The sequence below is a fragment of the Pseudomonas putida genome (assembly GCF_028682635.1).
In the GTDB taxonomy this organism is placed as follows: Bacteria; Pseudomonadota; Gammaproteobacteria; order Pseudomonadales; family Pseudomonadaceae; genus Aquipseudomonas; species Aquipseudomonas putida_AE.
This window is the reverse complement of sequence record NZ_JANHLK010000011.1, coordinates 108,419-126,048: the sequence shown is the minus strand read 5'-3', so window position 1 is coordinate 126,048 and position 17,630 is coordinate 108,419. Positions and strand designations below refer to the sequence as shown.

The 17,630-nt window shown below is 60.2% G+C and carries 19 protein-coding genes and 1 tRNA gene; 9 read left to right on the top strand and 11 right to left on the bottom strand.

All coding sequences use genetic code 11. The annotated features are described in order from the left end of the window. Positions 1-46: 46 nt before the first annotated feature. From NPS56_RS15875 to NPS56_RS15860, 4 genes are all read right to left on the bottom strand, one after another. Positions 47-877 (bottom strand): alpha/beta fold hydrolase, encoded by an 831-nt coding sequence (locus tag NPS56_RS15875; protein WP_274075457.1) that lies wholly within the window; start codon positions 875-877, stop codon positions 47-49. Between the two features lie 84 nt (positions 878-961). Continuing rightward, on the bottom strand, positions 962-1,318 hold the full coding sequence (gene queD / locus NPS56_RS15870) for a 6-carboxytetrahydropterin synthase QueD (protein ID WP_008056290.1): 357 nt from the start codon (positions 1,316-1,318) through the stop codon (positions 962-964). Between the two features lie 75 nt (positions 1,319-1,393). Then, positions 1,394-2,473 carry a patatin-like phospholipase family protein gene (locus NPS56_RS15865; protein ID WP_274075456.1) on the bottom strand — a complete coding sequence of 360 codons (1,080 nt, stop codon included), beginning with the start codon at positions 2,471-2,473 and terminating at the stop codon, positions 1,394-1,396. 103 nt (positions 2,474-2,576) lie between these two features. Continuing rightward, positions 2,577-3,275: a murein L,D-transpeptidase catalytic domain family protein gene (locus tag NPS56_RS15860; RefSeq protein WP_274075455.1), complete on the bottom strand. Its 699-nt coding sequence runs from the start codon at positions 3,273-3,275 to the stop codon at positions 2,577-2,579. Positions 3,276-3,357: 82 nt separating this feature from the next. On the opposite strand from NPS56_RS15860, the gene NPS56_RS15855 reads away from it, so the two are divergent. From NPS56_RS15855 to NPS56_RS15845, 3 genes are all read left to right on the top strand, one after another. After that, positions 3,358-5,112: a L,D-transpeptidase family protein gene (locus tag NPS56_RS15855; protein ID WP_274075454.1), complete on the top strand. Its 1,755-nt coding sequence runs from the start codon at positions 3,358-3,360 to the stop codon at positions 5,110-5,112. Positions 5,113-5,217: 105 nt separating this feature from the next. Next, a complete protein-coding gene (locus NPS56_RS15850) occupies positions 5,218-6,006 on the top strand; it encodes a lipopolysaccharide biosynthesis protein (RefSeq protein WP_274075453.1) in 789 nt (262 codons plus the stop codon). 122 nt (positions 6,007-6,128) lie between these two features. Then, a complete protein-coding gene (locus NPS56_RS15845) occupies positions 6,129-6,788 on the top strand; it encodes a ribonuclease T2 (protein WP_274075452.1) in 660 nt (219 codons plus the stop codon). On the opposite strand, the gene NPS56_RS15840 is transcribed toward NPS56_RS15845, so the two are convergent. After that, the gene (locus NPS56_RS15840) at positions 6,789-7,256 is read right to left on the bottom strand and encodes a hypothetical protein (RefSeq protein WP_274075451.1); all 468 of its coding nucleotides are present in this window, start codon (positions 7,254-7,256) and stop codon (positions 6,789-6,791) included. 212 nt (positions 7,257-7,468) lie between these two features. Here NPS56_RS15840 and NPS56_RS15835 point away from each other — a divergent pair, with 212 nt between their 5' ends. Next, positions 7,469-9,040, top strand: coding sequence for a sensor domain-containing diguanylate cyclase (locus NPS56_RS15835; RefSeq protein WP_274075450.1), 1,572 nt, complete (start codon positions 7,469-7,471; stop codon positions 9,038-9,040). Between the two features lie 116 nt (positions 9,041-9,156). Then, entirely contained in the window at positions 9,157-10,563 is a 1,407-nt protein-coding gene (locus NPS56_RS15830) for a DUF1254 domain-containing protein (RefSeq protein WP_274075449.1), read from the top strand. A 54-nt stretch (positions 10,564-10,617) separates the two neighbouring features. On the opposite strand, the gene NPS56_RS15825 is transcribed toward NPS56_RS15830, so the two are convergent. Then, positions 10,618-10,917, bottom strand: coding sequence for a hypothetical protein (locus NPS56_RS15825; RefSeq protein ID WP_274075448.1), 300 nt, complete (start codon positions 10,915-10,917; stop codon positions 10,618-10,620). Positions 10,918-11,074: 157 nt separating this feature from the next. On the opposite strand from NPS56_RS15825, the gene NPS56_RS15820 reads away from it, so the two are divergent. Beyond that, positions 11,075-11,869: an exodeoxyribonuclease III gene (locus tag NPS56_RS15820; RefSeq protein ID WP_274075447.1), complete on the top strand. Its 795-nt coding sequence runs from the start codon at positions 11,075-11,077 to the stop codon at positions 11,867-11,869. Between the two features lie 111 nt (positions 11,870-11,980). Continuing rightward, positions 11,981-12,808: an arylamine N-acetyltransferase family protein gene (locus NPS56_RS15815; RefSeq protein WP_274075446.1), complete on the top strand. Its 828-nt coding sequence runs from the start codon at positions 11,981-11,983 to the stop codon at positions 12,806-12,808. Between the two features lie 59 nt (positions 12,809-12,867). On the opposite strand, the gene NPS56_RS15810 is transcribed toward NPS56_RS15815, so the two are convergent. Together NPS56_RS15810 and NPS56_RS15805 are read right to left on the bottom strand one after the other, a co-directional pair. Then, complete coding sequence (locus tag NPS56_RS15810) at positions 12,868-13,191, bottom strand: BrnA antitoxin family protein (RefSeq protein WP_274075445.1); 324 nt, start codon at positions 13,189-13,191, stop codon at positions 12,868-12,870. 3 nt (positions 13,192-13,194) lie between these two features. Then, a complete protein-coding gene (locus NPS56_RS15805) occupies positions 13,195-13,476 on the bottom strand; it encodes a BrnT family toxin (protein WP_274075444.1) in 282 nt (93 codons plus the stop codon). Between the two features lie 255 nt (positions 13,477-13,731). Between NPS56_RS15805 and NPS56_RS15800 the strand changes: the two genes are divergently transcribed. Then, a complete protein-coding gene (locus NPS56_RS15800; protein WP_274075443.1) occupies positions 13,732-15,249 on the top strand; it encodes a nucleobase:cation symporter-2 family protein in 1,518 nt (505 codons plus the stop codon). 138 nt (positions 15,250-15,387) lie between these two features. Here NPS56_RS15800 and NPS56_RS15795 read toward each other — a convergent pair. Next, a tRNA-Asn gene (locus tag NPS56_RS15795) sits at positions 15,388-15,463 on the bottom strand. 230 nt (positions 15,464-15,693) lie between these two features. Between NPS56_RS15795 and NPS56_RS15790 the strand changes: the two genes are divergently transcribed. After that, positions 15,694-15,924, top strand: coding sequence for a hypothetical protein (locus NPS56_RS15790; RefSeq protein WP_274075442.1), 231 nt, complete (start codon positions 15,694-15,696; stop codon positions 15,922-15,924). On the opposite strand, the gene NPS56_RS15785 is transcribed toward NPS56_RS15790, so the two are convergent. Continuing rightward, on the bottom strand, positions 15,921-16,124 hold the full coding sequence (locus NPS56_RS15785) for a hypothetical protein (RefSeq protein ID WP_111282164.1): 204 nt from the start codon (positions 16,122-16,124) through the stop codon (positions 15,921-15,923). The genes NPS56_RS15790 and NPS56_RS15785 overlap by 4 nt on opposite strands. Before the next feature lie 235 nt (positions 16,125-16,359). Beyond that, positions 16,360-17,556 (bottom strand): amino acid aminotransferase, encoded by a 1,197-nt coding sequence (locus NPS56_RS15780; protein WP_274075441.1) that lies wholly within the window; start codon positions 17,554-17,556, stop codon positions 16,360-16,362. Positions 17,557-17,630 lie beyond the last annotated feature (74 nt).

Here is a 17,630-nt window from a genome sequence, read left to right as displayed (position 1 = left end):
AGCTCGGCAGCGGCAAATGCCGCCAGCGGTCTTTTCGCGGGCGCTATCAGACCGTCATGTTCAACGGCAAAAAACGCATCAATGCAGCGACAACGGCTTCCGGTGCATCTTCCTGAACCAGATGCCCGGCTTTGGCCACCGCATGAAACTGCGCCCCCGGAATCATGGCCTGCAGGGCCCGCCCGCGATCGATGGGAATCCACTGGTCGTCCTCGCCCCAGAGAATCTGCACCGGGCAGCGAATCGTCGGGTACAGCCCCTCGGCCTCGCGGGTGTAGCGCTCGTCCATCTGCGCGATCTGGCGATAGAATGCCGCCTGCCCCGGATCGCCCAGCCACGGTTGCACATAGGGTGCGAGTTCGTCATCCGGGATGTCGCGCTTGATCGCCCCGCGGATATAAGCCGGGACTATGGCCCGCTGAATGTAGTCCGGCACACCGCTGAACGCAGCTTGGTGCTGACGCACATGTTGCACGAACGGCGAACCCCAGGGCGTCAGCGCCACCGGGTCGATTAGCGTGAGGCTGCGGTAATCCTTGCCGTTGAGCAAATGGCAGCGCAGGGCAGTGGCCCCGCCAAAGTCGTGGGCCACTACGTCCGGGTGATCCAGGCCCCAGTGTTCCAGCAACTGCGCCATTAACTGGTTTTGCACACCCAGGGAGACGTCGCCATCGACCTTTTCCGATTGCCCGTAGCCCAGTAGGTCGAAGTAGTGCACCCGATGCGTGGTGATGAAGTGCGGCGCAATCCGGTGCCAGACATGGGAAGAGAAGGGCGTGCCATGCACGAACACCAGCGGCGGGCCATCGCCGCGCACGGCATAGCGAACGGAATGCCCATTGAAGCGATAGCTTTGAGCCAGCGGCCAGTCAGTCATGTGCGTGTCCTCTTGGCAGGTGCGAGCCAAAAAGCATAGGCATAAAAAAACCACCGGTCTCGGTGGTTTTTTTGATCGATTGGCTCACTCGCCGCGATAGATGCACCCGCTGGTGCAGGTCTCGTGAATCCGGATGGCGCTCAATTCCGGCAGCAGCGGCTTGAGTTCAGCCCAGATGAATTTGGCCAGCACTTCACTGGTCGGATTCTCCAGGCCAGGAATATCGTTCAGGTAGTTGTGGTCCAGACGCTCATACAGCGGCTTGAAGATCGCCTTGATTTCCGAAAAGTCACGAATCCAGCCGGTGTGCGGATCGAGGTCGCCACTGAGGTGAATCGCCACTTTGAACGAGTGACCGTGCAGGCGGCCGCACTTGTGGCCGTCCGGGACGTGGGGCAGGCGGTGGGCGGATTCGAAGGTAAATTCTTTGAAGATTTCCACAGTGGTTTCAGCTCTGTTCAGGTGGCGATCGCCGCGGCGATGTGGGCAGGTGGCGAGTTTAACAGCTTGTCCTGACTAAAGGGTCAGCAAGCGTTCGGCGAGACGACCGTTGGCCGCCAGTTCGAGAAACTCGTCGCCCAGGCGGCGGCTTTCATCCATGGTCGTGCGCCAGTATTTCTGGCGGCTCGGGGCGTCGCCCATGAAACGCTTGAAGTCATTGCGGTCTGGCAATTTGCCATAGGGCAGGCGCGCCAGGTGCTCCTTCGAAGGCGCCAGCAGCAGCACATCCTGCAAGCGCTTGGGGCAGGCGCGACGCCATGGCAGGGTCTTGTCGAACCAGCCGGGAATCACCCGGTCGGTGAAGTGCGGATAAAGCACGATGTCGTTGCCGCTGTAGGGCAAGTCCAGGTGATAGTCCAGCAGACCGCCATCGCGGAATGTACCCGTACCTGCGCCAGGAAGATGACGCACGCCTTCCATCACCATCGGGATAGAACCCGAGGCGAGCAGGGCTTGGCGCAGATTGGCGCTGTCCAGGGCGACGAAGCGCGACGGAAAGTCGTTCAGCGCGTTGACCGGCGGTGCCAGGCGCGGATCGTGGATGATCAGCCGCTCGAAGTGCCGGGACAGCCGCGCACGACCGCGCAGGTTGTCGGCGATCACTGACGACAGGCCCAGGCCCAGTCGGCCCCGGTGGTCGTCCGCGAGCAGTCCGTGGCTTTTGACCACCATGATATTCAAGCGGTAATGGGGGTTGTCGAGCACAGCCGCGTCACGCCCGTCGAGCAGATCATCGAGCATGCGCCGGGAGCTTTCGCTGATCTGCGCCATGGTCACGCCTTTGGCAAAGTTCTGCTCGGTGTACAGCTGGCCGAGACGCCGCAGGCCTGCGGCGGCATCCGGCAGGCAGGCACTGGCGAAACGCCAGGAGCCCACCGATGCACCGATCAACGAGCGCTCGCGCGGCACCGCCGGCAACCATTCGCCAAACAAGGCCAGGTCCAGTCCCTGAATGCCCAAGGCCTTGGGACCGCCGGCGGCACCGGGCAGCGTGCCGACATCGGCGGCGCTCAAGCCGTTCTGGCGAATGCGTGCCAGTGCCCGGGCGCCGGCCTTGAGCGTCAGGGAGGGGAACTTGATATGGATAGCGGTCATACCGGTCTCGAATGCGGGCGAACCGGCGGATTATAAGCGTGCTTACACGCAATTTCCCTGACGTGGTTCCCGTCTTTGGCCGATGACCGCTTGCGTGGGCCGTTTACTGGCGTGAAGTGACTTTGTCCGACGAGGCTACAGTACCGCCGCCGCAATTGATGTAAGAAGACGATTTCAGCCAACGCTGGTCCGGATAGTAGGAAAACAGCAGCTGTCCATCCTTCATCGAGTCAATCAGGCGATGAGCGATGGCGGGCCTGACCGCCGGGCAACCCAGGCTCCTGCCGATCCGGCCGTTGGCGCGAGCCAGCACCGGGCTGACATAGGGCGCGCCGTGAATGACGATGGCCCGGTCAAAGGCGTTATCGTTGAAGCCAGGCTCCAGGCCTTCCATGCGCAAGGAATAGCCGTTCTTGCCGACGTAACTCTGTTGGGTGCGGTACAGGCCAAGGCTGGTGGCGAAGCTTTCATTCTGGTTGGAAAACTGGGTGGTCATGTTTTCGCCGCTGTTGCGGCCATGGGCGACAAGTTCGTGGAACAGCAGCTTGCGTTTTTTCAGATCGAACACCCACAGGCGTTGTTCGGTCGAAGGTAGGGAATAATCGATCACTGCTAGTCTCTGTGCCGGAACAGAGCCTTGGGCGCGGGTACACTGTGTGGCGCGAACCGCCAGGGCAATGACCTTGGCATTGGCGTTTGGAGCCGCTTTGGCCAGCGCGACTTCGAGCGAATCGGCGTAGGCTGACGGGAGGATAGCCGACGTCAGCAACAGGGCTGTCAGGCCAAAGCGATGTAGCGCCATAAAAATGTCTCTTCAGGAATATTTCGAGTCTAGCAGTGAGTTGGACGCTAGCCCTTTGATTACAGGCGATTAAGGATTATCCATGGGTCAATTAACAAGGTCATTCGTCATAAGCCGTGTATTTTTTATGGTCTTTCTGATCAGCGGCGCTGCGATGGGTGAAACTTCGCCGATCGTGCAGGTATCTCCGGCGCCAGTGAGTGTGCTCGGTGCTGCGCCCGATGACGTCGTTGGTCAGGCCATCCAGTCGGAGCTCGAACCGCTGCAATCTTCATTCCCGCCTCTGTTGACCTCGCGCAAACATCAACGGGTGGATGTCGCCCGGGTAGTCCTGGATTTCTATTCGCATCGCAATTTCCGCGCCGCCTGGACCAACGGGCGAGATGTCAGCCAGTTGCTCCAAGGACTTGATGGTACCCAGGCCGATGGCCTGATCCCCGAGGATTACCGGGCTGGCGAACTGGCCCAGGCGCAACTGGCGCTGCAGGCCACGGCGCCGACGCCGGCGCAATGGGCGGCTTTCGACATCGCGGCAACTCGTACGTACATCACGGCGCTGCTGCAGTTGCGCCGTGGCAAGGTAGATCCGGCCCGGTTGGATTTTCACTGGAACTTCGAGCCCGAGGGCATTGACCCGCGCGAGGATATGAACAGCTTCTTTACTGCCCTGGATGATCACGACGTCGCTCGTGCGTTCGTTCTGGCGCCACCTCAGGAGGCGGTTTATCGCAGCCTGCGCGAGAGCCTTGCGCAGTTGCGCCAGATTCGTGACGCCGGTGGCTGGCCAAAAGTCGCCGAAGGGCAGTCGCTCAAGCCCGGCATGGACAATGCCGCGGTCCGGCAATTGCGCGCACGCCTGGTGGCAGCCGGTTATCTGGACCCGCACAAATCGAAGCGTACCGATTACGACGACAGTGTCATCGCCGCGGTGAAGAAGTATCAGCTCGAACAGTACCTCGGCGCCGATGGCGTGGCGGGGGCGACGACGCTGGCGGCACTGAATGTGCCGGTCGAGGCGCGAATCGATCAGGTTCGGGTGAACATGGAACGGGCGCGCTGGTTGCTCTATAAGCTGCAAGGCACTTTTGTCATCGTCGATATCGCCGGCTACAAGGTCGCCTTGTACCGCGACGGCCAGCCGGTCTGGCGTTCCCGGGTGCAGGTCGGCAAACCGTTTCGCAGCACGCCGGTGTTCCAGTCGGAAATCACCTACGTCACGTTCAACCCCACCTGGACCGTTCCGCCGACGATTCTGGTCAAGGATATGCTGCCCAAGATCCAGCAGAATCCGGGCTACCTCGCGGCCAACCGGATTCGCGCCCTGGACCGCGAAGGCAACACGCTCGATCCGTCGACCGTCGACTGGTCCAACGCGCGCGGCATCACGCTGCGCCAGGACGCCGGTCCGGAAAACTCACTGGGGCAGGTGGTCATCCGCTTCCCCAACGACTATGCGATCTACCTCCACGACACCCCCCATCGCGAGCTGTTTGCCAAATCCATGCGGGCCACCAGCTCCGGCTGCATCCGGGTGGAGAATCCGTTGCAGTTGGTCGAACTGCTGTTCAACGACCCTGTGCGCTGGAATTCGGCGGGTATTCAAAAGCAACTGGCCAACGGTAGAACCGAAAACATCAAGCTTCCCGTCAAGGTGCCCGTGCTGCTGGCCTATTGGACGGTGGACCTGAATACCGACGGACGGGTGACGTTCAAACCCGACGTTTACGGTTACGATTCCCCGGTGCTGCGACTCTTGAACCAGCCGTCGAAGTTGCCCGCTCTGGAGTTGCAACGTGCAGAACCGCCAATGGTGGTCACAGGCCAGGACAAATCGTAACCCCAGGCGTCTTTTCGAGCTGCCGAGCCGAAGGTTTACCCGCTGAAAACTATCGACATGGAAGTGGGTCACAGTTGATCAATAACAGGGATAGAGACATTGACGATGGATGTTGCCGATAAAAAAATGACACACATCACAGATTCGTTTCGGGTGCATGATCTGGATGAGTGCCGCAACACTCAAACGGGTCCCGTGTTCATCGTGGCGTCGGGTGCGTCGGCAAAAGATTTCCCGTTACACAAGTATGCCGGCGTTCCAATGATTACCATGAACGGTGCCATTTCGAAATTCACCGGGACGGGGATCAAGCCGTACTTCTATGTCTGTACGGATCAGGGTTTTTCCGAGCAGCAACCGGAACTGTTTACCGAAGCCATGCGCCTCAGCGAGCGGGTTGCGCTGTGGGAAAAACATATCTGGCACACCTCGGTAAAGCCTCAGGGCAAGCTGTACTTGCTGAGCCGGGCACCCAGGCTTTCGTGGAGCGAATTTTTCAGGACAGACAAGGATTTGGTCAGGGTCCGCAGGCTAGGCAGTGGCCGCAACAAAACCCTGGGTTTCAGCAAGAATCTCAAACGTGGTTTTTTTGACGCCCGTACCGTCGCCTACCTGGCTTTGCAGCTTGCCTACCACCTGGGATTTACCCGGGTATTCCTGGTGGGCGTCGACCTGGACCCGACGGCGGGGCGCTTCTATGAGAGGTCGGGCAGTTTCGCTTCTCCCTGTGTGCTCGATGAGCATTTTCATACGCGAATCCTGCCGTCGTTCAAGATCCTGTCGCAGCAGGTGGTGAACAAGGATTTTCAGGTTTACAACCTGTCCGACATCTCGAAAATTCCACCGCGGGTGATCCCCCGGATGACGCTGCAAGAGCTCGACAGGTTGCTCTGACGGATCACGCGACATTAATTATTTCGACTCACTCTCGTGGTGCGAAAGCGCTGGTGGCTATGCCAAAGTAGCGGCTTTTGATCGACCCATCATCGGTCAAGCCACCCTGCGGGAGCGTGCCGATGAACAGACTATACGCCGTGGTCGCGCTGATCCTGTTGACGTTCGCCAGCGTCGGCACGAGCAGCGCCCGGGACTCGCGAAATGGCGGGCCGGCATCCGTGGCAGGGGTGTTTGATTACTACCTGTTGGCGCTGTCCTGGTCACCCACTTACTGCCTGACCCATGCTGACGACGCGCAATGTTCCGGCAAAGGCTATGGCTTTGTGCTTCACGGCCTCTGGCCGCAATACACCGGGGGCGGTTGGCCGAAGTCCTGCGCGCCGAGGGAGAAGCTCTCGGCAGAGGAGCGGGCCAAGGGCTTGATGTTATACCCGTCGAGGAAACTACTCGAGCACGAATGGGCCAAGCACGGCACGTGCAGCGGCCTCGGCGCCGACGGGTACCTGGAGGCCTCCGACAAGGCCCTGGGCGCGGTCAGCATTCCCGAGCAACTGCAACCCTTGAGCACCACGCATTATTTTACAGCCGCGGACATAACGCGGATGTTCCGCCAGAGCAATCCGCAGATTCCGGCGGATGGCATTGTGGTGATCTGCAGGGGGCCGGAATTGTCGGAGGTTCGGGTCTGCATGGACAAGGACCTGGCGTTTGCCTCTTGCGGCAAAGGCGTGAAGACCCAATGCCGCGCCGGGGATATCCGGGTTCCACCTTTGCGCTGATCAGAGCGCCAGTCCTGCCTGTACCACCGACAGCAGATTGTTTTCTGTCAGCGCCACCGCATCCGGTCGCGTGGCAGCCTGCTCGATCCCTTGCAGCCACCAATGTGTTGCACCGTGTTCGTCCACGGTGCGCAACAGGGCAAGTTCGTTGCCCTGGCAGTGAATTTCGACTCGCCCTTCGCCATCCGCCGTAAAGCGCGCAACAGGGTCGAACGTGATGCTCAGGCGATTGGCGCTGATCACCAGTTGGTCGATGGCATAGTCGAACGTGTCACCCAGCGGGTGACTCTCGAAGACGTGAGTGGGGTTGCGCCGCAGGACCAGACCGGCCTCGGTCAAAGGCTGCAGCCAGGCCTCGATCTGGTGATACAGCTCGTAGACCTGGCCCGGCCAGCTGTCGATCGCCTGACCAATGCCGGTAGATCGGGTCTGTTTCAATTTTATCGCGAGCTCGTCTGCCTTGCTCATGTTCAATTCCCTGACGTGGTGTAAGACACATCCTAGCTGGTTGAGGGCGATCAGGTTGTTGTCCTGCGTCAGGCCCTCTGACGGTTTCCAGGTGGGCGGGGCAACCATTTGGCGTCTGGTGCCCTTTTCCCGTTTGGAACACCGTAGACTTGGCGCCCGAAACCAGGGGCATGGGGTGTCGCTCATGCCTTGCCCTTTCAGGGAGCGCATTTTTGCCAACACGCCTTGATGACCTGTACCACGCCCCCGGCGTCGCCCTGAAGCGCATCCCGCTGCGCAAGGCGGCAGTGTGGTTTATCGGCACGGTGTGCCTGTGCCTGTGCGCCTTGCTTTATCTGCAACTGGAACAATCCCGGCGCCACGACCTGAGCCAGGCCCAGGTCGCTTCGTCGAACCTGACGCGGGCCATGGCACAGCAGGCCGAAGACACCTTTATGCAAGCCGACCTGGTGCTGACCAGCCTGGTTGACTGGATCCAGGCCGATGGGTTCGGCGCGGCCCAGCGTCCGCGCTTGCAGAAGACCTTCACCCGACGGGTGCAGGCGCTCAGCCAATTGCACGGCATCCTGCTGTTCGACCAAAAGGGCCAGTGGGTCGTCACCTCATTTGCGGCACTGCCTCGCGGCAGCGGCGTGGCAGATCGCGAGTACTTCAAGTTTCACCAACAGAACGTCTCGACCGTGGCGCACATCGGCCCGGCCATCCGCAGTCGGGAAAATGGCGAATGGATCATTCCGATCTCCCGGCGGGTCAACGACCGCAATGGCCAGTTCCAGGGGGTGCTGCTGGCCGGGATCAAGATGTCGTACTTCGAGCAGTTCTTCAAAAGCTTCAGTATCGACGACAACGGCGCGATGTTTCTGGCGCTGACCGATGGCACGCTGCTGGCCCGTCGACCCTATGTGCAGGCGCAGATCGGTACCTCATTGGCCAAGGGGGAAATCTTTCAGAACCTGTTGCCCCAGGCGACTTCCGGCAACGCGATGTTCGCTTCCCAAGTGGATGGCATTGTCCGCCTGTATGGCTATCGGCAGCTGGAGGCATACCCCCTCGTGGTCTCGGCGGCCTCGTCCCGGGACTCGATCCTGGCGGACTGGTACGACACGGCGTTTCGTTCCAGTGCGATCGTCGTGCTGGTGATGCTGGGCGTTGGCCTGATCGGTTGGGTGTTCATTCGCCAGGTGCGTGTCGGTGAACAGGTCGAGGCGGATCTGCGCATGGCTCAGCAGGCGCTGGAGCTGATTGCCACCCACGACAGCCTGACCGGCCTGGCCAATCGGAGGCTGTTCGAGCGAGCCCTGGATATCGAATTCGGCCGCGGCGCCCGGCAAAACAGCCCGTTGAGCCTGATCATGCTCGATATCGATTTCTTCAAGCGCTACAACGACACCTACGGTCATGTGGTGGGCGATCACTGCCTGGCCGAAGTGGCCCGGGCCGTGAAGAGCTGCTGCCATCGCAAGGCCGATTTGGCGGTGCGTTACGGTGGAGAAGAGTTTGCGGTGTTGCTGCCTGACACCGATCTCCATGGTGCCATGACCCTCGCCGAACAGATTCGCCGCAGCGTCATGGGCAAGAACATCGTCCATACGGGCTCGCCTACCGGATACGTGACCGTAAGCCTCGGTTGTTATTCGTTCGTGCCGACGGGGCGTGACAGCATGGAGGTGTTCATCCAGCGCGCGGATGCTGCCCTGTATCAGGCCAAACATTCGGGTAGAAACCGTTCGGCGGTGTTGTCGATGGAGGGCGGGGTCGAGGCGCTGATGCGATCGGATCGTTGAGGCGAGGTTCGATTGCCCGATTGTCCGCCTGTCAGAACTTGGGCAATTGATCGTCTAGAGTTGCGGTAGCTCTGCCGCTCCCGGCAGATCTCCCCATCGCACGGACGATCGCCACCATGTCGATAACCCAAGCATTGACCGCCATTGCCCTTACCCTTGTGTCCAGCGCTGTCTTGCCGCTGGTCAGTCATGCGCAAGCGAAAATGACCGCAGAAGAAGCCCACGCCATCGGCGTGGATGCCTACGTTTATTTTTATCCGCTGTTGACCATGGACATCACCCGCAAGCAATTCACCAACATCGAACCGGGCAAGGAATTCGGCAAGGGCCCGATGAACATGTTCGTGAGTGTGCCCGAGTACCCGCCGGCGAATTTCAAAGGGGTGGTGCGCTCGAACTTCGACACCTTGTATTCCATTGCATGGCTCGACCTGACCAAGGAGCCGCTGGTCATCGCCGCCCCGGACACCGCCGGACGTTTTTACTTGCTGCCGATGCTCGACATGTGGAGTGACGTATTCGCATCGCCCGGATGGCGCACCACGGGTACCGACGCCGCGCAATTCCTGGTAACGCCACCGGGCTGGACCGGCACTGTGCCTGCTGGACTCAACCACCTGCCGGCGCCGACGCCCTTTGTCTGGGTCATCGGGCGAACCAAGACCGATGGCGCGGCGGACTACGCGGCGGTGCACAAGATCCAGGCCGGCTACACCGTGACGCCGTTGTCGCGGCTGGGCAAGGGCGCAGAGCCGGTCAGTGTCAAGATCGACCCGGCCGTGGACATGACGACCCCACCGAAAATCCAGGTCGACACCCTGTCGGCGGCCGACTACTTCGCCTATGCCGCCGAGCTGCTCAAGGTGCATCCCGCCCACAGCACCGATCAGCCGCTACTGGCGCAGCTCAAGCGTATCGGCATCGAGCCGGGCAAGTCGTTCGACATGAATGCACTGGACCCGGAAATAAAAGCCGCCCTGGAGACTGCACCCAAGGACGCACAAGCGCTGATGGCGTGGAAGGTGCCGACCCTGGCGCGAGTAGTCAACGGGTGGTCGATGAACACCGACACCATGGGCGTCTACGGCAACTACTACCTCAAGCGCGCGATCGTGGCGCAGATGGGGCTCGGCGCCAACTTGCCCGAAGACGCGATTTATCCGTTGAATATGGGCGATGAAAACGGCAAGACCCTCGATGGAGCGCACAAGTACGTACTGCATTTCCCCAAGGACGAGACGCCTCCGGTGAACGCCTTCTGGTCGATCACGCTGTACGACCCCGAAGGTTTCCAGGTGGGCAACGGGCTCAACCGCTTCGCGGTCAGCAGCTGGATGCCGTTCAAGAGCAACGCCGACGGTTCGCTGGATATCTATTTCCAGAACGAAAGCCCCGGCAAGGAGCTGGAAGCCAATTGGCTGCCGGCGCCCAAGGGGCCGTTCAACCTGACCATGCGCTTGTACGGTCCGAAGGCCGAGGCGTTGAATGGCAAGTGGAATCCTCCGGCGGTCAAGCAGATGTAGGCGCATCCTATAAAGGCAGCCGACGCTGAATCACCATCGGCTGCCTTTACGCGTTCAGCTACCCGTCCCGCCGCCAGCCCCGCCAGTCCCGCCGCCGGCCCCGGTACCCCCTCCGGCACCCGAACTGCTGCTGCCACCCGCACTCCCACTCGAAGAGCCGGTTGCGCCACCGTCACCGGCGTTGCCGCCCGAGGGCGAGCTTGGCGTGTTGTCGGGCGGCATGACCGGGCCGCTGGTAGCACCGGATTTGGTGCCCGTCGCGTCAGCGCCATCGCCGGATTCTGCGAAAGTGGCCAAGGGCGCCGCGCAGAGCAATCCAGCGAGAAACAGCGAAGTGATTTTGGTGTTGATCATGGTCCGTCTCCAAAAGATGAGTCGTTACCTGAAGTTGGTGTGAAGGGCAGGGTGGTTGGTGCCGGCTGGATGACGAGTGGCACAGGCCGTGACCGACCGAACACCTTGCAGGCGGCGCGGTCACACCCAAAAGGCCCAGCCAAACGGGACGGTGGTCATGAAAAAGTTGCGAATCGCGACGTTCAACGTCAACGGCATGCGCGCCCGCCTGCCGAATCTGTTGGCCTGGCTGGAGCGTGAGCAGCCGGACATCGCCTGTCTGCAGGAGCTCAAGTCGGTCGACAGCGCATTTCCCGCCGCGCAGCTTGAGGCCATCGGCTACGGGGCGATCTGGCAGGGGCAAGCGTCGTGGAACGGGGTGGCGATACTGGCCCGGGATGCGCAGCCGCTGGAAAGCCGCCGAGGTCTGCCGGGCGATGACGACGATAATCACAGTCGGTATCTGGAAGCGGCCGTCCACGGGGTGCTGGTGGGTTGCCTGTATTTGCCCAATGGCAATCCGCAACCCGGGCCGAAGTTCGATTACAAGCTGGCCTGGTTCGAGCGCCTGATACGCTACGCGCAATCGCTGCAGGGCAGCGAGCATCCGGTGGTGCTGGCGGGTGACTACAATGTGGTGCCCACCGATCTCGACATCTATAACCCGCGTTCCTGGCTCAAGGATGCCTTGCTGCAACCCGAGAGCCGTGAGTGTTATCAGCGTCTGCTGGACCAGGGCTGGACCGATGCCGTACGTCATCTGTATCCGCAGGAGAGGGTCTACACCTTCTGGGACTATTTTCGCCAGCACTGGCAAAAGAACTCCGGCTTGCGCATCGATCACCTGTTGCTCAACCCGGCCTTGAGTCCTTACCTCGAAGAAGCCGGGGTCGATGCCTGGGTGCGCAACGAGCCCCATGCCAGCGACCATGCGCCCACCTGGATTCAATTGGGCTCGCGCAAGCGCCGGTGAATTGTCTTGCCGGCCGATTGGCTAAATCAATTGTCGGCCGTGGCCCTTCATCCTTTATACATAGCCCCCCTGGCGGAGCGATCCGCAGCTTGCGTGCATAAGGATCTAGCGATGAGCGAGCCACGTCTGACAAACCTTGCGTCATACCTGCAACGTCTGGGCTTCGATGCTCCCCCGGCACCGACCCTTGACACCCTGCGCCTGCTTCAATTGCGCCACACCGGCGCCTTTGTGTTTGAAAACCTCACTACGCTGGCGGGCGAACCGGTGCGCATCGACCTGAAGTCGATCGAGCAAAAGGTCCTGCAGGATGGACGTGGCGGTTACTGCTACGAGCTCAACTATCTCTTTCTGGCTTTGCTGCAGGCGCTTGGCTACGAAGCGCGGGGCATCAGCGGGCGTGTGGTGATGGGCCAGCCAGAAGGCGCCTGGACCGCTCGAACGCACCGCTTGAGCCTGGTGACGCTCGATGGCGTGCGCTACATCACTGACGTCGGCTTCGGCGGCATGGTGCCCACCGTACCGCTGTTGCTCGACAGCCGTGATGAACAGTCGACGCCTCACGAGCCGTATCGGATCGAGCAGCATGCCGACGGCTACACCCTTCGCGCGAAGGTCGGGGAGGAGTGGCGCGCGATGTACATCTTCGACCTGCAACGCCAGGAGGACATCGATTACGCCGTCGGCAACTGGTATGTCTCGACCCACCCCGAATCGTCCTTCGCCAGGCAACTGATGGTGGCGCGGACGGGGGAGGGCTGGCGTCGTACCCTCAATAACGGCAGCTTTGCGATCCATCGCATGGGGCATGACAGCGAACGCCGGGAAGTGGCCGATGTGCAGGAGTTGATGGGTGTACTGGAAAGCGAGTTCGGGATTCGGGTGCCAAACAATGCGACATTGATGCGCACACTTGAGAGATTGATAGTGCCGCAATAGGCGGATCATCGTGCACACAAAAAAGGGGCAGATTGGATCAGCCTGCCCCTTTTTCGTGCCTACGGACGGGCTTCGGGCTCCATCAACCGCTGAATTTCGCTAAGGGCTTGCGCGAGCTTTTTTTCCAGGCTTTTCAGATCAGAGCCGGTGATGCCCTTTTTCAGGTGTTTAACAGTTCCGGTCCCTGCCTTGTCGTGTTCGGTCAGCAACGCCCGGCGCAGCGTGTTGTTGATCGCGGTCTGGTAGCCATAACCCTCGCTTTCCGCGAGCGCTCGCGCTGCCTCGATGACGACGTCGTCGAGCATGATGGTGATGCGGGTCTTGCCTTTGCCGGGGGCAACCGCCCCGCGGCTGGCATGGCTGAAGTCGTACTCGTCTTTCATGGGTCAAGCCTCCAGATACTGGCGGCGCTCGTTTTTGCTGGCGAGGCGCGCGGAAATGATTCGAACGAAATTCGGTTCACGGTAGGTGTACGCAACGACCAGCAAACGCCCCTTGCCATCCAGCCCCATGATGATCCAGCGCGGTTCATCATGGTGATCGTCCTGCAAGGTCAGGGCACGTTCGTCGTAGAACACGGGCTCTGTCTCTGCGAGGCTGATGCCCAGATGCTTGAGTTTGTTGGCCGCATTCTTCGCCTTGTGATACTGAATTTCGAATGGCTTCATTATGCATACTTTATATGTATTTGGAAGACGGCGATTACTACCGATGGTCGCCATGAATTCAAAAGACTAGTGGGCGCAGGACAATGGGCCGGACGGATGTATTTCAAGGTTTTTTATGAGAAGGAGCGTGGTGGCACACAGTCTGCATGAACGACCGTTCATAATTTGACTGGCAAGTTGTATACAACTCTATGGACATTTGTCCTGAGTATTGAATACAGTGTGCGCATAACAAAAACCAGGGAACCCCCTAACATGAAAACGCCCCATGTTTCACACCAACGGCCTGAAGATGAAAATCTCGGGATCGGCGCGAATATGGCTTACGGCCTGCAACATGTTCTGACCATGTACGGTGGCATCGTCGCGGTGCCTTTGATCATTGGTCAGGCGGCCGGCCTCTCGCCGGCGGACATTGGATTGTTGATTGCTGCTTCATTGTTTGCGGGGGGGCTGGCCACGTTGCTGCAAACCCTGGGTCTACCGTTTTTCGGTTGTCAGTTGCCGCTGGTGCAGGGCGTGTCGTTTTCCGGCGTCGCGACCATGGTGGCGATCGTCAGCAGTGGAGGCGAGGGTGGATTTCAGTCGATCCTGGGGGCGGTGATAGCCGCGTCCCTGATCGGGTTGCTGATCACACCGGTGTTCTCGCGAATTACCAAGTTCTTCCCGCCGCTGGTCACAGGTATCGTGATCACCACCATCGGCCTGACGCTTATGCCGGTGGCGGCACGCTGGGCCATGGGTGGCAACAGTCATGCCCCTGACTTTGGCAGCATGGCCAACATCGGCCTGGCAGCGATGACGCTGGTGTTGGTGCTGTTGCTGAGCAAGATCGGCAGCGCCACCATCTCCCGGTTGTCGATCCTGTTGGCGATGGTCATCGGTACGGTCGTCGCGGTGTTCCTCGGCATGGCGGATTTCTCCTCCGTCGGCCAGGGCCCGATGTTCGGTTTCCCTACACCTTTCCACTTCGGCATGCCGACCTTCCACTTCGCGGCGATCCTGTCGATGTGCATCGTGGTCATGGTGACGCTGGTGGAGACGTCGGCCGATATCCTGGCCGTGGGTGAAATCATCGACACCAAGGTCGATTCCAAGCGCCTGGGCAATGGTCTGCGCGCGGACATGCTGTCGAGCATGATCGCACCGATCTTCGGCTCCTTCACCCAAAGCGCCTTCGCCCAGAACGTCGGACTGGTGGCGGTGACCGGGATCAAGAGCCGCTATGTGGTGGCCACCGGCGGCCTGTTCCTGGTGATCCTCGGCCTGCTGCCGTTCATGGGGCGCGTCATCGCCGCCGTTCCGACTTCGGTCCTCGGCGGGGCCGGTATCGTGCTGTTCGGCACCGTCGCGGCCAGTGGCATTCGTACACTGTCCAAGGTCGACTACCGCAACAACGTCAACCTGATCATTGTCGCGACCTCCATCGGTTTCGGCATGATCCCGATTGCCGCGCCGAACTTCTACGATCACTTCCCAAGCTGGTTCGCGACGATCTTCCATTCGGGCATCAGCTCTTCGGCAATCATGGCCATCGTGCTCAACCTGACCTTCAACCACCTCACCGCCGGTAACTCCGACCAGCAGTCGGTGTTTGCGGCGGGTACCGAGCGGGTACTGCGCTACCAGGACCTGGCGGCATTGCGCGAAGGGGATTACTTCAGCGACGGCAAGTTGCATGACTGTGATGGCAAGGAAATCCCGGTGGTTGAAGTGGATCACGGGCATGGCGAGCCACGGGCGGTGCATGCCAAAAGCAGTGAGCATGTCTGACGGTTTAAACGCTTAAGATCAAAAGATCGCAGCCTGCGGCAGCTCCTACATGCCGCAGGCTGTGGTTTTTTTACTTTTACATCGGCCACAAAAAAGCCCCTGGATCTTTCGATTCAGGGGCTTTTCGATTTTGCTGTCTGGCTCCACGACCTGGACTCGAACCAGGGACCCAGTGATTAACAGTCACTTGCTCTACCAACTGAGCTATCGCGGAATGGCGCCTATGTTACTGATTCAAAAAGAGAAGTCAAGCATTTGATAGCAGCGGGAGGGTTTTCTCGGGACGGACGGTGGTTTATCGGTGATTGGCGGTTACCGGAATTGCCTGTGGGGGCTAACATGGCGGCCCGGAAGTGGTTACACGCGCTGCCGGCCATTCGCCGATAAGGTACGCGCCATGACTTGCTTGACCGCCACACAACCTCGAAGCAACGGGGTGTTCCCATGAGCATCGCGCAAATCAGCCTGCCCAAGGGGGTCGGCCCGCACGCCGAAAAACTGTTCGATGCCATCACCCAGGCCAGCAACGCCGATGAGCTGAACCGTGCAGGGGGGAAGGCCGAGGGGTTTGTCCTGGGCCTGGAAAGCACCAAGGCGATCAAAAGCCAGGTTGCTGAATCGCTGTATGTCGCCTATGACGACGCTGCCAGCCAGCGCGCGAGCGAACTGGCCTAGCCGCCGAAGGTAATGGTGCCCAGCATCAGTTTGGCGTAGAGCGCGGTGGCGCCCAGTTGCACCAGCCACAGGGCCAGGCCGCCGAGAAACACGCCGGCAGCGACTTGCATCACAAGGTTGTTGCCGCGTTGTTTGGCCGGGGTGCGGGGGATGAAGTCATCCAGGTCATCGCGGTCGGCACGTAGGTCATCGTTTTTCATATCGGCTCTCATAAGTATCTCGGGTGTACACATAACTTGTGGGAGCGGGCTTGCTCGCGAAGACGACAGCACATTCAACATTAATGTGGCAGTCAGAACGCATTCGCGAGCAAGCCCGCTCCCACATTTTGATCTGTGTGCAGTTTAGAGGGGGAGGTCATGGCTTTGAGAATTATCTGCGACAAATAAAAAACGGGAAGCCCAAAGGCTTCCCGTTTTTCGTATCACGCGAAAGTCAGATCACCTGAACAATCGCATCCGTCACAACCTTGATGTTGCTCTGGTTCAACGCAGCCACGCAGATACGGCCGGTGTCCAGAGCGTAGATGCCGAATTCGTTGCGCAGGCGATGCACTTGTTCAACGGACAGACCGGAGTAGGAGAACATGCCGCGCTGACGACCGACGAAGCTGAAATCGCGCTGCGGCGCGTTTTTCGCCAGGGTGTCGACCATCTGCGTGCGCATGCCACGAATGCGCAGGCGCATTTCGGCCAGCTCGGCTTCCCACTGGGCGCGCAGTTCCGGGCTGTTGAGCACGGCAGCGACGATGCTTGCGCCGTGGGTCGGCGGGTTGGAGTAGTTGGTGCGGATCACGCGTTTGACTTGCGACAGGACGCGCGCGCTTTCTTCTTTCGATTCGCTGACGATCGACAGGGCACCAACGCGCTCGCCGTACAACGAGAACGATTTGGAGAACGAGCTGGAGACGAAGAAGGTCAGGCCCGATTCGGCGAACAGGCGCACGGCAGCGGCGTCTTCGTCGATGCCATCGCCGAAACCCTGGTACGCCATGTCGAGGAACGGCACGTGACCTTTGGCTTTCACCACTTCCAGGACGTTGTTCCAGTCCGCCGGGCTCAGGTCCACGCCGGTCGGGTTGTGGCAGCAGGCGTGCAGGACAATGATTGAGCCGGACGGCAGGGCGTTCAGGTCTTCCAGCAGGCCCGCGCGGTTCACGTCATGGGTGGCGGCATCGTAGTAGCGATAGTTCTGCACCGGGAAACCGGCGGTTTCGAACAGTGCGCGGTGGTTTTCCCAGCTTGGGTCGCTGATCGCCACGACGGCGTTTGGCAGCAGTTGCTTGAGGAAGTCGGCACCGATTTTCAGGGCGCCGGTACCGCCAACGGCCTGGGTGGTGATGACGCGGCCAGCGGCGATCAGCGGCGAATCATTGCCGAACAGCAGTTTTTGCACGGCCTGGTCGTAGGCGGCGATGCCGTCGATTGGCAGGTAGCCACGGGAAGCGTGTTGAGCGACGCGAATGGTTTCGGCTTCGACAACGGCGCGCAGGAGTGGAATTTTCCCCTCCTCGTTGCAGTAAACACCGACGCCCAGGTTGACCTTGTTGGTACGGGTATCGGCGTTGAATGCTTCGTTGAGGCCCAGGATTGGATCGCGTGGTGCCATTTCGACAGCGGAGAACAGGCTCATTTTTGCGGCGGCTCTGAATGGAGAGTGGAGGGACGTGTCGCGCTCCAGCCGAATGCACTAGAGCGGTGCACAAA

Excerpts from the sequence above, each read along its gene's own strand:
- NPS56_RS15785 (WP_111282164.1), bottom strand. The coding sequence starts at position 16,124 with ATGAAAAACGATGACCTACGTGCCGACCGCGATGACCTGGATGACTTC.
- NPS56_RS15865 (WP_274075456.1), bottom strand. The coding sequence starts at position 2,473 with ATGACCGCTATCCATATCAAGTTCCCCTCCCTGACGCTCAAGGCCGGC.
- NPS56_RS15855 (WP_274075454.1), top strand. The coding sequence starts at position 3,358 with ATGGGTCAATTAACAAGGTCATTCGTCATAAGCCGTGTATTTTTTATG.
- NPS56_RS15810 (WP_274075445.1), bottom strand. The coding sequence starts at position 13,191 with ATGAAAGACGAGTACGACTTCAGCCATGCCAGCCGCGGGGCGGTTGCC.
- NPS56_RS15820 (WP_274075447.1), top strand. The coding sequence starts at position 11,075 with ATGAAAAAGTTGCGAATCGCGACGTTCAACGTCAACGGCATGCGCGCC.
- NPS56_RS15845 (WP_274075452.1), top strand. The coding sequence starts at position 6,129 with ATGAACAGACTATACGCCGTGGTCGCGCTGATCCTGTTGACGTTCGCC.
- NPS56_RS15815 (WP_274075446.1), top strand. The coding sequence starts at position 11,981 with ATGAGCGAGCCACGTCTGACAAACCTTGCGTCATACCTGCAACGTCTG.
- NPS56_RS15825 (WP_274075448.1), bottom strand. The coding sequence starts at position 10,917 with ATGATCAACACCAAAATCACTTCGCTGTTTCTCGCTGGATTGCTCTGC.
- NPS56_RS15850 (WP_274075453.1), top strand. The coding sequence starts at position 5,218 with ATGGATGTTGCCGATAAAAAAATGACACACATCACAGATTCGTTTCGG.
- NPS56_RS15800 (WP_274075443.1), top strand. The coding sequence starts at position 13,732 with ATGAAAACGCCCCATGTTTCACACCAACGGCCTGAAGATGAAAATCTC.
- NPS56_RS15805 (WP_274075444.1), bottom strand. The coding sequence starts at position 13,476 with ATGAAGCCATTCGAAATTCAGTATCACAAGGCGAAGAATGCGGCCAAC.
- NPS56_RS15875 (WP_274075457.1), bottom strand. The coding sequence starts at position 877 with ATGACTGACTGGCCGCTGGCTCAAAGCTATCGCTTCAATGGGCATTCC.
- NPS56_RS15840 (WP_274075451.1), bottom strand. The coding sequence starts at position 7,256 with ATGAGCAAGGCAGACGAGCTCGCGATAAAATTGAAACAGACCCGATCT.
- NPS56_RS15830 (WP_274075449.1), top strand. The coding sequence starts at position 9,157 with ATGTCGATAACCCAAGCATTGACCGCCATTGCCCTTACCCTTGTGTCC.
- NPS56_RS15790 (WP_274075442.1), top strand. The coding sequence starts at position 15,694 with ATGAGCATCGCGCAAATCAGCCTGCCCAAGGGGGTCGGCCCGCACGCC.
- NPS56_RS15780 (WP_274075441.1), bottom strand. The coding sequence starts at position 17,556 with ATGAGCCTGTTCTCCGCTGTCGAAATGGCACCACGCGATCCAATCCTG.
- NPS56_RS15860 (WP_274075455.1), bottom strand. The coding sequence starts at position 3,275 with ATGGCGCTACATCGCTTTGGCCTGACAGCCCTGTTGCTGACGTCGGCT.